Annotated in this window: 13 protein-coding genes; 6 read left to right on the top strand and 7 right to left on the bottom strand. The window is 58.7% G+C overall.

All coding sequences use genetic code 11. From position 1 onward, the window contains the following. Window positions 1-52 precede the first annotated feature (52 nt). Entirely contained in the window at window positions 53-1,006 is a 954-nt protein-coding gene (locus tag ACID345_RS09540; protein WP_228370757.1) for an energy transducer TonB, read from the bottom strand. A 485-nt stretch (window positions 1,007-1,491) separates the two neighbouring features. Between ACID345_RS09540 and ileS the strand changes: the two genes are divergently transcribed. Then, window positions 1,492-4,302, top strand: coding sequence for an isoleucine--tRNA ligase (gene ileS, locus ACID345_RS09530; protein WP_011522664.1), 2,811 nt, complete (start codon window positions 1,492-1,494; stop codon window positions 4,300-4,302). 17 nt (window positions 4,303-4,319) lie between these two features. Next, window positions 4,320-4,844: a signal peptidase II gene (lspA, locus tag ACID345_RS09525; protein ID WP_011522663.1), complete on the top strand. Its 525-nt coding sequence runs from the start codon at window positions 4,320-4,322 to the stop codon at window positions 4,842-4,844. On the opposite strand, the gene ACID345_RS09520 is transcribed toward lspA, so the two are convergent. Beyond that, window positions 4,830-5,945, bottom strand: a complete 1,116-nt coding sequence (locus ACID345_RS09520; RefSeq protein WP_041855576.1) for an esterase — start codon at window positions 5,943-5,945, stop codon at window positions 4,830-4,832. The genes lspA and ACID345_RS09520 overlap by 15 nt on opposite strands. 134 nt (window positions 5,946-6,079) lie before the next feature. On the opposite strand from ACID345_RS09520, the gene ACID345_RS09515 reads away from it, so the two are divergent. Together ACID345_RS09515 and ACID345_RS09510 are read left to right on the top strand one after the other, a co-directional pair. Then, a complete protein-coding gene (locus ACID345_RS09515; RefSeq protein WP_011522661.1) occupies window positions 6,080-7,036 on the top strand; it encodes a GNAT family N-acetyltransferase in 957 nt (318 codons plus the stop codon). Between the two features lie 121 nt (window positions 7,037-7,157). Further along, window positions 7,158-7,820, top strand: coding sequence for a hypothetical protein (locus ACID345_RS09510; protein ID WP_011522660.1), 663 nt, complete (start codon window positions 7,158-7,160; stop codon window positions 7,818-7,820). Window positions 7,821-7,925: 105 nt separating this feature from the next. Here the strand turns inward: ACID345_RS09510 and pdxS are convergent, their stop codons facing one another. From pdxS to ACID345_RS09485, 5 genes are all read right to left on the bottom strand, one after another. After that, window positions 7,926-8,924, bottom strand: a complete 999-nt coding sequence (gene pdxS, locus ACID345_RS09505; RefSeq protein ID WP_011522659.1) for a pyridoxal 5'-phosphate synthase lyase subunit PdxS — start codon at window positions 8,922-8,924, stop codon at window positions 7,926-7,928. Between the two features lie 69 nt (window positions 8,925-8,993). Next, on the bottom strand, window positions 8,994-9,488 hold the full coding sequence (locus ACID345_RS09500) for a DUF4442 domain-containing protein (protein WP_011522658.1): 495 nt from the start codon (window positions 9,486-9,488) through the stop codon (window positions 8,994-8,996). Window positions 9,489-9,521: 33 nt separating this feature from the next. Further along, window positions 9,522-10,016, bottom strand: a complete 495-nt coding sequence (locus ACID345_RS09495; protein WP_011522657.1) for a PaaI family thioesterase — start codon at window positions 10,014-10,016, stop codon at window positions 9,522-9,524. A gap of 47 nt (window positions 10,017-10,063) precedes the next feature. Beyond that, window positions 10,064-10,510 carry a hypothetical protein gene (locus ACID345_RS09490; RefSeq protein WP_011522656.1) on the bottom strand — a complete coding sequence of 149 codons (447 nt, stop codon included), beginning with the start codon at window positions 10,508-10,510 and terminating at the stop codon, window positions 10,064-10,066. 157 nt (window positions 10,511-10,667) lie between these two features. Beyond that, window positions 10,668-11,369, bottom strand: coding sequence for a pirin family protein (locus ACID345_RS09485; protein WP_011522655.1), 702 nt, complete (start codon window positions 11,367-11,369; stop codon window positions 10,668-10,670). Window positions 11,370-11,526: 157 nt separating this feature from the next. Between ACID345_RS09485 and ACID345_RS09480 the strand changes: the two genes are divergently transcribed. Then, the gene (locus ACID345_RS09480; RefSeq protein ID WP_041855575.1) at window positions 11,527-11,757 is read left to right on the top strand and encodes a hypothetical protein; all 231 of its coding nucleotides are present in this window, start codon (window positions 11,527-11,529) and stop codon (window positions 11,755-11,757) included. 130 nt (window positions 11,758-11,887) lie between these two features. Further along, window positions 11,888-12,229, top strand: coding sequence for a hypothetical protein (locus ACID345_RS09475; protein ID WP_011522653.1), 342 nt, complete (start codon window positions 11,888-11,890; stop codon window positions 12,227-12,229). The last annotated feature ends 35 nt before the right edge of the window (window positions 12,230-12,264 follow it).

The following is a 12,264-nucleotide window of genomic DNA, read 5'->3' as shown; positions in this document are numbered from 1 at the left end:
AGTCGGCGGTAGGTTCTCCGCTCACGCCAGCCGTCACGAAGTTCGGCAATTCTCAGTACAGGCGGAAGTTCACTTCCACGTTAATCTGCACTGCGACAGGTTTGCCATCCTTCATTGCGGGCTCGAATTTCCACCGCTTCACGGCATCGATCGCCTTCTGATCGAGGCCCATTCCCAGGCTGCGCGCCACTTTCACGTCACGCGGATGACCATCGGGTCCGACGATCAGCCACAGGATGCAAACGCCCTGGTACTTCGCTTTACGAGCTTCTTCCGAATACTCCGGATCAGGAGTGTCGAGCGCGCGTGGAGCAGATACTCCACCGCCTACTCGGAACACGCCACCACCAATGCCGCCGCCCTTACCCGGGCCAACGCCGGCTCCTTCACCGGAACCGACACCGCCACCCGTGCCGCTGCCGATGCCCGCTCCCGCGCCAATACCGTTTGAGGGGGGACCGGAAGGAAGTTTCGACATCGGATCGCCGAGGTTCGGCATATTCGACGCCAACTTCACCGTGGGCGGAACAACTACTGTCGGCTCAACCGCGAGCTTGGGATGGTCATTGCGAATCACCATCGCCGGAGGCGTGATCTGTTGCATCGACTGCTTCGGCGGTTTGCCCTTTGGCGCGATCAACTTGTCTCGATCACCACCGCCGCCGCCGCCCTGGATGCTCTGCATTTTCTTAGGCTGCATCGGCAGGATTTCGGAGAGATCGGGATCAGTCAAAACCACATGCTCTTCCACAGCTTGCTTCTGGACGACCTTCGCGCCTGTAAACGAGAGCGCGATGATTCCGCCGATCGCGAGCACGTGTAGCGCGACAGAGAGCGTATTGCTCGTCTTGCGGTGGCCGTAAACGCCCCAGATTTCCCGCACCCGCACCGGACGCGATGTAAGTTGGAGCGGGGGAAGTTTTTCGGGGAAGAGTGACTCTTTGACATTTCTGCTCAACGACGTAAACAAACCTTCGTTGAGGTGGGTCGGGGGAAGCAGATTCAACTCTTGTTTCGGTCTCGGATTCGGTACTAAAACCTGATTCGACATACGAAATGTCAGCCCTTCGTTCGGCCCCTCAAGATGGCCCGTTAAATGATCCTGTGGCCTGCGCTATGTGCGCCTATCGGTTGCGATCCTGAGCAACGCTGGGGCTGAGCCGCTGCTCTTCATGTCAAAGATGTGCATCTTGATTGCCAAGTTGCTTTGGGTAGAAAGTACCCGCTTTCCACGCGGGTCTAGAGCGATTTCTGTAATCCCTCGCAACGCAAACTGCTGAACCTGAGTGGCTGCGGATGCAATGTGAGCATCCGGATACCACCTGCCGTTCTGGCTCTCAATGCACATGGTTGTTTGGATGAGTTGAACGCGACGCAATCTCACCGTTGGACGTGAAATTTCCTGAAAACTTATAATGGCTAGATAGTCGCCTAAATACTGAGCCGACTTAGAAAGCGTCCGACACGACGGTTGGGCGTCAGGAGAACGTAGTGCCACTGGAGTTGAAAGACACCATCAACCTGCCCAAAACCGACTTTGCCATGAAAGCCAACCTTCCCCTGAACGAGCCCAAAATGCTCGCCCGCTGGGAAGAGCAGCGAATCTACGAATTGATTCGTGAGTCGCGGCAGGGCAAGCCCAGCTACATCCTCCACGACGGCCCTCCCTACGCGAACGGACCGATCCACCTCGGCCACGCCCTGAACAAGTGTCTAAAAGATTTCGTCGTGAAGTCGAAGACCATGGCTGGCTTCGACGCGCCCTATATCCCCGGATGGGACTGCCACGGGCTGCCGATCGAGATCAAGGTTGACGAACAACTCGGGCGTAAGAAGCTCGAAATGGACCCGCTCGACGTTCGTGCGGCATGCGCAAAGTACGCGCTGAAGTATCTCGACACCCAGCGCGAGCAGTTCAAGCGTCTAGGGGTCTTCGGCCAGTGGGACAAACCGTACTCGACGATGACGCCCGAGTACGAGTCCGTAGTGCTGCGCATCTTCTACGACTTCCTCGAACAGGGCGCGGTCTACAAAGGACTCCGGCCTGTGTACTGGTGCATCCACGACAAGACCGCTCTGGCGGAAGCTGAAGTCGAATACGAGATGCACACCAGCCCCAGCGTGTACGTGCGTTACATGATGACTAGCGATCCGGGCGGCATCGATCCGGCACTCGCGGGTAAGCAGGCCGCCGCCATCATCTGGACGACCACGCCTTGGACGCTGCCCGCTTCCATGGCGATCGCCTTCAGTCCGAACGCGGAGTACGTCGGCCTTGAGCACGATGGGCTCGTGTACATCGTGGCCGGAGAACTCGCCGAAGCGACGAAGGCTAAGACCGATCTTCATGACGCGAAGGAAATCGCTCGCTTCGCAGGCAGCAAACTCGAGCGCGCTACCTTCCAGCACCCGTTCCTCGATCGCTCCATCCTCGGCGTGCTCGCCGACTACGTCACCATGGACACCGGCACCGGCGCGGTACACACCGCCCCTGCCCATGGCGCTGACGACTTCTACACCGGCGTGAAGTACGGCATCGACCAGACCTGCAATGTTGACGAGGCGGGACGTTTGCGCAATGGCCTGCCTGAGTACGACGGCATGACCGTCTTCAAGGCCAATCCGGTCATCGTGCAATTGCTGCGCGAGCGCGGCGTGCTACTCGGTTTCGAAAACATCGAGCACTCGTATCCGCATTGCTGGCGCTGCCATAATCCCATCATCTTCCGCGCCACCGAACAGTGGTTCATCGCCATGGAAGCCAAGATGAGCAACGGCACGCTTCGTTCCGTCGCCCTCGACGAAATCAAGAAGGTCAAATGGGACCCTTCGTGGGGTGAAGAGCGCATCTCCAACATGATCGCCACCCGGCCCGATTGGTGCATCTCACGGCAGCGCCTCTGGGGCGTCCCCATCGCGGTGTTCTTCTGCGAGGGCTGCAACACGCTCGTCAGCGACAAGGCCGTCAACGCCGGAGTCGTGGAACGAGTCGTAAAAGAGGGTGGGGATACCTGGTACAAGCACCAGGCCAGCGAACTTCTGCCCTCGGGCTACAAGTGCTCCAAATGCGGCGGCACGAGCTTCCGCAAGGAGATGGACATCATCGACGTGTGGTTCGAGAGCGGCTCCAGCAAGCTGGCCGTGATCGGTGAGCCTACGGCCGATTTCTACACCGAAGGCGGCGATCAGCATCGCGGATGGTTCCACTCTTCCCTGCTCTGCCACATTGGCGCACAGGGTCACGCGCCTTACAAACATGTGGCCACCAGCGGGTGGACGCTCGATCCACAGGGTCGCGCTATGTCAAAGTCGCTAGGCAACGTCGTCGATCCAGTCGATATCGCGAAGCGCCTCGGCGCCGAGATCGTTCGCCTCTGGGTAGCCAGCGTGGATTTCCGCGAGGACGTACGCGCCTCAGAAGAGCTGATGCAGCGCGTTGCGGAGAACTACAAGAAGATCCGCAACACCTTCCGCTACATCCTCGGCAACTTGAAGAACTTCGATCCGGCAAAAGACGCGCTCAAGTTCGAGGAACTGCAGCCCTTCGATCAATACATCCTGCTGCGCTTAGCTGAAGTCATCGGCGACGTTCGCGACTGGTACGACGAGATGAGCTTCCACAAGCTCTTCATGCGCCTGAAGGATTTCTGCGTGGTGGACCTCAGCGCAGTGTACTTCGACGTCATCAAGGATAGGCTCTACATCTCTTTACCCGATGCGAAAGCACGCCGCTCGGCCCAGACCGCGATCTGGACGATCGGAGAGGCCCTCGTCCGCCTGCTCGCTCCGCTGATGAGCTTTACCGCCGAAGAACTGTGGCAGTTCTTTCCGGCGGTCGAAGGTCGTCCAACAACCGTACATGCGGCCTACTTCCCCAAAGCCGAAGACGTTGCCGACAACCGCAGCGGCGAAGCGGCAAAGACGATTGAGTCTGAGTACGAGCGCCTGATCGCCGTCCGAACCGACGTCCTCAAGGCGCTCGAAGAAGCCCGCAATGCCAAGCTTATTGGCAGTGGTCTCGAAGCACAGGTCGTGCTCACCGCCCCGGCGGAACTCGTCCCACTGCTGGAGAAGCACAAGGCAGAGCTGCGCTACCTGTTCATCGTCTCCGACGTCCAACTCGCGACGGGCGGAACCAATGGCTCAGGATTGCAGGTGCAGGTGAATAAGGCTCCCGGACAGAAGTGCGAGCGCTGCTGGAACTACTCGACCCATGTTGGCGAGGACGCTGAGTATCCGACGGTCTGTGAACGCTGCAGCCCGGTCCTGCATAAATTGGAGGCAACGGCAGGAGCTCACTAGCCCTACCTGTTACCCGATTGACGAAGTCTCACGGTACAACTCGTTCGCTCTACATCGCCACTGCGCTGGCGATCTTCCTGCTCGATCGCTGGACGAAGTTCATCGTCGCGCAGAAGATCTCCCTGTTCGACAGCATCAGCGTCATTCCGGGGTTCTTCAAGATCACGCACCTGCGCAACACCGGCGCGGCGTTCAGCCTATTCGCTGACGCTCCAGCAGCTTGGCGCATGGCGACGCTGGTGATCTTCTCGATCGTGGCGCTCGTAATCGTGCTCGTCTTGCTGGTGCGGAACAGCCGAGCATTCACGTGGAACGGCTTTTCCCTGGCGCTTATCCTCGGCGGAGCGCTGGGAAATTTGTGGGACCGCGTCTTGCACGGCTGGGTCACCGATTTTTTGCTGGTGTATTACAAACGGTGGGAGTGGCCCGCCTTCAACGTTGCGGATAGCGCAATCTGCGTCGGGGCGGTGCTGCTCATCGCTGAGATGCTCTTCAAGCGCGAGCATGCCCCCGCCCACGACACGCAACTAGCGAAAGAGTAGCTGCGAGAAGTCGATCAGGTTGCGGCGCCAGACCTGCCAGGTATGCGCGCCGTCAGTCTCGATGCTCGTGTACTTCACACCCTTCGACGTCAGCCAGGTCTTGAAGTCGCGGTTCTGCTTGAGCAGCCCATCGTCCTTGCCGCAGGCAATCCACAGCATCTTGATTTTCTCAGTTGATTTCGCGTTCAGGTCCGGGAATTCGACGTTCGGATCATCGAAAATTGCAGAGCTCAGCGGTGCGATGTAAGCGAACTTATCGATGTTGTGGAGGCCGGTGTAGATGGTCTCGGCGCCACCCATGGAGAGGCCAGCGACGGCACGATTCTCGCGGTCAGCTTTCACCGCGTAATCTTTCTCTACCTGCGGAATGACCTCCGTCAGCAAAGCATCGGTGAACTTCGTAATGTTGCTTTTCCACAATTTGTTGTCACGTACTCCCGTCCAGCCACCGTCCAGGATGTGGGGCTCGCCGTAGCCGAGGGTCATCACGACGATCATCGGCTTGGTTTTCCCTTGGGCGATGAGGTTATCCATGATGAAGTTGGCACGACCCATCACCACCCAGCCGTTGGCCATGTCGCTGTAGCCGTGCAACAGGTACAGGACGGGATACTTGGTCTTGCCTTTGGGGTCGTAGTCGGGCGGGGTATAGACGTAGTAGTCGCGGCGATCGCCGATCAGCTTCGAGGTGTAGAAGTGGCGATGAAGCTGGCCGTGCGGGACATCCGTTTCTTCCCAGGGTTGCGGCGAGTTGCCGGGCACGATGAACACTGCACCTTGCGCCAGGTAATTCGGCACGTAGTGGTGAACGTTGGGGTCGATGATCTCCATGCCGTCCACGTTCATGCCGTAGGAGTACATGTCGGGCGTGAATGCTGCGGTCGTGGCGCTCCAGAGACCGTTGTCGTCCTTGGTGAGCGATAGCTTCTGCTCGCCCGAGGCGAGCTCAATGTTGACGCCGACGCTCTTTGCGGCGGGGGCGAAGAGGCGGAAGGTGACGGTGCCGTCGGGGTGGACCTCAGGCGACTTGATCATTGGAGGCTGGGCCGAAAGTGTAGCGGCAGCGGTCAGGAGAGCAGCGAATATTCCAATGCAATGCATGCGCATTTTCATGGCACACATAGTAATGCCACGCATACAATTCTGTCCGTAATACAAGCTAATTTCGGCCGACCACTTCGTAAGCCAAACCAGAACCCAGAACGAGCATCCAACTCTGTTTCTTGGAGCCGTTAGTGCGGATCACGATCGCGACATCCCCAGCCGAGATCGAGCGCCTACGCCCTGCGTGGGAGCGGTTGCACGACCGCGAACGCCAGAGCATCTTCCAGGACTACACCCTCAACTGTCTTGCCGCGACCCATTTCGCGGAGCGCGAATCGCCTTACATCATGATGGCGGAGAGCGAATCGTCGGTGGCGATCGTACCGGCGGCGGTGCGTAAGCACGATGGGTCAATCACGTTGCTCGGCGAGACGTTGTTCGACTATCGCGATGTGCTTTGCGGCGGTACCAATGAGGCGCTGGAAGCGGCGTGGGCGGAGATCGCCAAGCTGCAGCGTCGGCTCTCGTTCTTCGCGGTGCATCCTGATGCGCAAGCGCGCTGGCAGATGATTCCGATGCATGACTTCGCCAATGCTCCGCGGGTGCGCGCGGCGGATTGCGACTCCGATGAGTTCCGTGCCTCGCATAACAAGCTCGGCATGTTTTACCGGCGGATGATCAAGCGCGGCGCGCACCTGTTCACGCACGCGGGAGACAATTGTGCGCTCATCCGAACGATTTATGAGCGCAAGGCTTCACAGTTCCCGCACGAGACGAACAACATTTTTCTCGATCCGCATCGGCGCGAATTCATGGAGGTTGCGTGCGCTGCACTTGGGTCGCGTTGCGAGATTTTTTCTCTCGAGATCGGGACCGAGTTGATCGCAGCGCTGGTGACGCTACGCGATCACACGGTGCGGCGCTTCTACACCGTCTACTTCCACCCGGCCTGGTCGAAATTTTCGCCGGGCGTGGTGCTCATCTACGAGGTCACCGCGCGTTCCCTTACCGAGGGACTCGACTGCGATTACCTGACCGGCGAGTATGGCTACAAGAACCGGCTGGCCACGGCGATGGTGCCGCTGCGGCGAGTAGAAGCGTCGGCCGAAGAACTGGCGGCAATCGCGGCGCGGAAGAAGGCGGCTTAACACCTTTCGACTCTCCACGAAGCAACCCTGATTTACAAAAATACATTTAACCAACCGGTCTTTCCCGCTACGTTTGTCGCAGAATTTGATTAAATCGAGTGGGCAGAGACGGGACCGATCAATGTCGCCGGATGGAAACGCCCCTCCAACCTGGTTGAAAGCCGGAACCTGGATTTGCATTTTGATCGCGGTGGCGGTTGTAGTTCGGCGGCTAGTGGCACTCGCGCATCCAGCTACCAGCGGTCCACCGGAACTACGCAGTCTGGATGCGTACTTCTCCAACCACGCCACGCTGACACGGGCGCACATCATCCCAGCCTTTCTATTTGTGCTGGCTGCGCCGATCGTACTGTTTCAGTGGTCTGGGTTCAAAGTCGCGGAACGCGCACTGTTTGTGCTTGGCGCGATCGTCGGCGCCACGGCGTATGCCATGACTTCTCACGCGGTTGGCGGATGGTTGGAGCGCTCAGCCGTGCTGGTCTTCAACACATGGTTCCTGATTTCCCTGGGCACGGCGTTCTATTGCGGAGTCCAGGGGAAAGATCTGTCTAAGCGCGACTGGCTCGTGCGCGCGGTCGTAGTGCTTCTTGGAATCGCCACCACCCGTCCCGTGATGGGTGTCTTCTTCGCGACGAGCCGCATTACGCACCTCGCGCCAAGCCAGTTTTTCGGCATAGCATTTTGGGTGGGGTTCTCCACCAATTCCATCGTCGTTGAGTGGTGGCTAAATTCCCGAAGACGGAAGCGCTTGCGAGAGAGCGAAGGGCATACGGTTCCGGCGTGAGCATGAATCGCGCTGCGATGTGGGACTAAGCGAAAGAAAAGGCGCAGAGCGTATCTGCGCCTTTTGCGTTTTGGCGGGACACCCGAGGGGCGGCCACTCACAGCTTTACCAGCCACGGGTCTGTAGCAGTTCCTTCTCTTCGATAGCCGAGACGGCGAGGCCCTTCATCGTTCCCGTGACCTTCTCGCTAACTTCGGCCAAGACCTTGGGGTCGTTGAAGTGTGCAGTGGCCTCGACGATCGCCTTGGCGCGAGTCATGGCTTCTTCGCGCTCTTCAGGATTTCGTGGGGTACCTACCTGATTGCTCGAGCAGCGACCTTGCTTGGCGTCCTGTTCACTCCACTTTCCTACCTCGAGCGGGGTAGCTCGCTCCTTCATGAAGATGCCGGAGCCTACGAAGACGGCCTCGGCGCCCAGCTGCATCATGAGAGCGGCGTCTGCCGGAGTGGCGATGCCGCCAGCGGAGAAGTTCGGCACGGGGAGCTTGCCAGCTTTGGCGACCGTGCGAATGAGCTCGTAGGGTGCTTGGTGGTTCTTGGCTGCCGCATAAAGTTCTTCTTCAGGCATCACCGTCAACTGCTTCATTTCTTTCAAGATTTGACGCATGTGCTTGACGGCATGGATGACGTCGCCGGTGCCAGCTTCGCCCTTGGTGCGGATCATGGCTGCGCCTTCGGCGATGCGGCGGAGAGCTTCACCGAGGTTGCGGGCGCCGCAGACAAACGGCGTCTTGAAGGCGTGCTTGTCGACATGGTGTTCTTCGTCGGCGGGGGTGAGGACTTCGGACTCGTCGATGTAATCGACGCCGAGTTCCTGGAGTATCTGCGCCTCGGCGAAGTGGCCGATGCGGCACTTGGCCATGACCGGGATGTCCACGGTGCGCATGATCTCTTTGATCACCTTGGGACTGGCCATGCGGGCGACGCCGCCTTCGGCGCGAAGCATGGCGGGTACCTTCTCCAGAGCCATGACGGCCGTGGCGCCGGATTCCTGCGCGATTTCGGCCTGCGCGGCGTTCATTACATCCATGATTACGCCGCCCTTGAGCATTTCGGCTAGGCCGGTCTTCAGGCGCAGTGCGTAGTGTCCGTTGTTTTCTGCCATAAGTCCTTCTTGGGATCGGGGAGAGACGGCTGGGCCGTATGGCCGATCACACTAACTGTCTGGAACTTTCTATTTTATCGCGTTCGGAGGAGCAGCGGTACCCCGCGAGGTGGCTGATTTCTTGCGGATGGAAATCGTTTTTTCGATGGCGGCAACGACGTCGCCTTGCTCGTCTTTGACGTCGATGGCGAAGATGCGCTCGGTTTTCTCGGCGTGCTGGAGGGCCTGGAGGATGTCGTCGAGTTGATCCTGAGTGATGCGGAACTGGGCGGTGACCTTGCCACGGCCGGGCTTCTTGTAGCGGATGGTGGCGGCTTTGTCCCAGACGATGTACTCGCGGCCGAGGTTTTCGATGAGCATGAGCATGTAGAACGGATCGGTCATGGAGTAGAGCGAGCCGCCGTAGTGGGTGCCGACATAGTTGGCGTTCCAGAAGCGCAGCTTCATTTCGACGTCGATCTCGCGGACGTCGGGGGAGATACGGGCGATTTTGATGCCGGCGCCGAGGAGCGGCGGGTAGTAGCGGATGAACTTCTTGATCTTGGCTTGGATGAGTTTGCGCATCAGTCACGAGGGCCTGAATGCCCGCCTTACCCGTTAGTCTTTGATGTTTTTGCCGACGCGTTTGAGCATTTTTTCGAGGTGCTTGCCGAATTTCGCCATTGGGTCTATCTGAACGAAGAGGCCTCGGCTGCGGGCCAAGACTAGGCCCTCATGGTTGCGAATTTCTGCAACTGTCCAGTAGCGGCGGCCGCGATGGGATTTCGGCTTCCCTTCCGCGATGAGCGGCGTATTCAGCGGCACGGGCTTGAGGTATTGGATTTCCATGCGCGAGGTGAGGGCGATGACGTTGTGGATCTTCATCACCTTGCCCATGGCTTCGTCGAGAACGGTGGCGATTACGCCGCCGTGGGCATGGCCGGGAGGGCCGGTGTAGCGGGCGCGGAGGCGCACTTTCGCGACCATGGAATGGCGCTCAGGGTTATAGACGAACTTTAGTTGGAGGCCTTCTTTGTTGTCGGGACCGCAGCCGTAACAGAAGTTGCGGGGGATTTTGTGATGATGCCCTTTGCCGTGCAGTCTTGGAGCCATGCAGCCCGATTATCGGGCAGCAGGACCGATATGTCATCTACTACCGCTTACGCGACGGCGCGCGTGGTCTTTGCCTGTGCGTAGCCACGCACTGCGTAGTAGATGGCGCGATCAAAGAAACCGTCGAGCAATTGCAGGAACTCGCGTTCGTTAAACAGGTCGAGCGCATGGTCCGCAAACGATTCATGGCGCAGGTACCCGAAGAGCGTTTCCTTCGACATGATGATGCCCCAGACGACGTCGTCGATCGGGACCTTCTGGCCATAGCGTTGTTTGCCGACACCGACGAAACGATTCTCGATTTCAGCTTCGGTCTTGCTCAGCATCCAATCGCCAAGATTGCGATAGAGATCTCGAGTGGCATAAACCAGTTCTGCGCGCGGGATGACCAGGAACCCGGCAGTGCGCGAAGAGCGGTGCAAACGCTCGGCCAAGTCTGCGGCGAGATCGTCGCAGTGACTCTCAATTAAACGAACAAGTTTTAAGGTGACCATCCTCCACCTCCCCTATATAGGTTCGACGCGAGACGAGGGCGAACTGATGCGTGAAGTTTTGTGAGCGAAGGTGAGCGGACGTCACTTCAGCGCAAAAGAAAAATGCCTTCCCCTTGCAGGAAGGCATTTTATTACATCGTGTTACGACTTATTCAAGTTATTTCAGGTCAAAGAGCAGGAATTCTGCATTTTCCGACTGTCCCCTGATTTTGAGCGCGGTTTCGGCGGAGATGGCGGCGCCGTCGCCAGTCTTAAGGGTTTGGCCGTTCAGTGCCAGTTCGCCGTTGATGACCTGGAGCCACGCGTGACGCTCGGGGCGAAGCGCGAGTTGCACTTCGGTGCCATGGGTCAGAGAGCTGTCATAGAGGTCCACGTCCTGGTTGATGATCAGCGAGTTGTCGCGGCCGTCGGTTGAGGCAATCAGACGCAGACGATCCACGCGGTCCTGAGGATCGAAGTGACGGTCCTGGTAATCCGGGACAAGTCCCTTCTTCTCCGGGAAGATCCAGATCTGGAGCAGGCGCAGCGGCTTCTCTTGCGAGTGGTTGAACTCGCTGTGGACCACGCCGGTACCGGCTGTCATGTGCTGGACATCGCCCGGCTTGAGGACGGCGCCGTTGCCCAGGTTGTCGCGGTGTTCGAGTTGCCCTTCCACCATGTAGGTGATGATCTCCATATCGCGATGCGAGTGCGGGCTGAAGCCCTCGCCCGCAGCGACACGGTCATCGTTAATGACGCGCAGCTCGCGGAACCCTATGCGCCGGGGATCGTGAAAATCAGCAAACGAGAAGGTGTGGTAGGTTTCGAGCCAACCGTGGTTGGTGTGGCCGCGTTCGGCAGCGGGGCGTAGGGTGATCATTTCCTTGTTCCTCGCTAGAGATAGATGTTGCAACAACTAATTTGGATTCAGACGGGTTATGAACGCGCTATCAATCACTTGCAAACGCGAGTTGCGGAAACGACATTTGGGGCGGGGTGGGCATCCTACGGGTTGCAGTTAAGGGAGGATGGGATACATGGACGATAAGCAGAAGAAGCCTGGAGCGCCACAAGTGACGCCGAATGAGCCGGAACACACGGGGAGCCGGCGCGATCCGGAGGAGCGTCCGACGAACCAGGAGGAAGAGGAGATTCGCGAGAAGATGCATGACAAGACGCTCGCTGACTCCTTCCCTACCAGCGATCCGCCGTCGAGCATTCCGGACCCAGCGGAGGATGACTCGCTGGACCATCGCAAGGCTTCGTAGGTTACGCCGGGATGTGGCTGTTAACCGGGCGCATCCCGGAACCGTATTGTTTACAACTCGTTTACAACCGCGTGACCCGGTTACACGAAAACCATGCTGGAATGGTCTTGTGCAATCGGAGGCTTGACCAGTGGCTACCGCGGTTCGTGCGAATTATTCTTCCGACGAATCCATCAGCGCCGCACAGACGGAGACTTCCCACGCTCTGCAACCGGCGACGTTTCGTCCGGGCGACGTGGTGCCGGCTCCAGGAACGTATTGGGTGTGCCATCAGAAGCATCGCATCACCCATGCTTCGAAAGTGCGATTCACGGTGTTCCCGCCATGTGCGCAGTGCGGACCGAAAGTACGGTTCCTGCTCGCAGATGAAGAAAAGGGACGCATTACCGAATGGCTGCGCCGCGATCCTGACTTTAAGCAGGCTTTGAAGCCGGTACGCAGGCGACGGCGAGCTAACCCAGAAAAAGACTAAGTACCTGCCAAATCGGCGCTGTTCGCCCCTTCCAC

Origin of the sequence: Candidatus Koribacter versatilis Ellin345 (genome assembly GCF_000014005.1) — a bacterium.
Classification (GTDB): Bacteria; Acidobacteriota; Terriglobia; order Terriglobales; family Acidobacteriaceae; genus Korobacter; species Korobacter versatilis_A.
The sequence above is the reverse complement of the archived record's forward strand: the minus strand, read 5'-3'. Positions and strand labels throughout refer to the sequence as shown.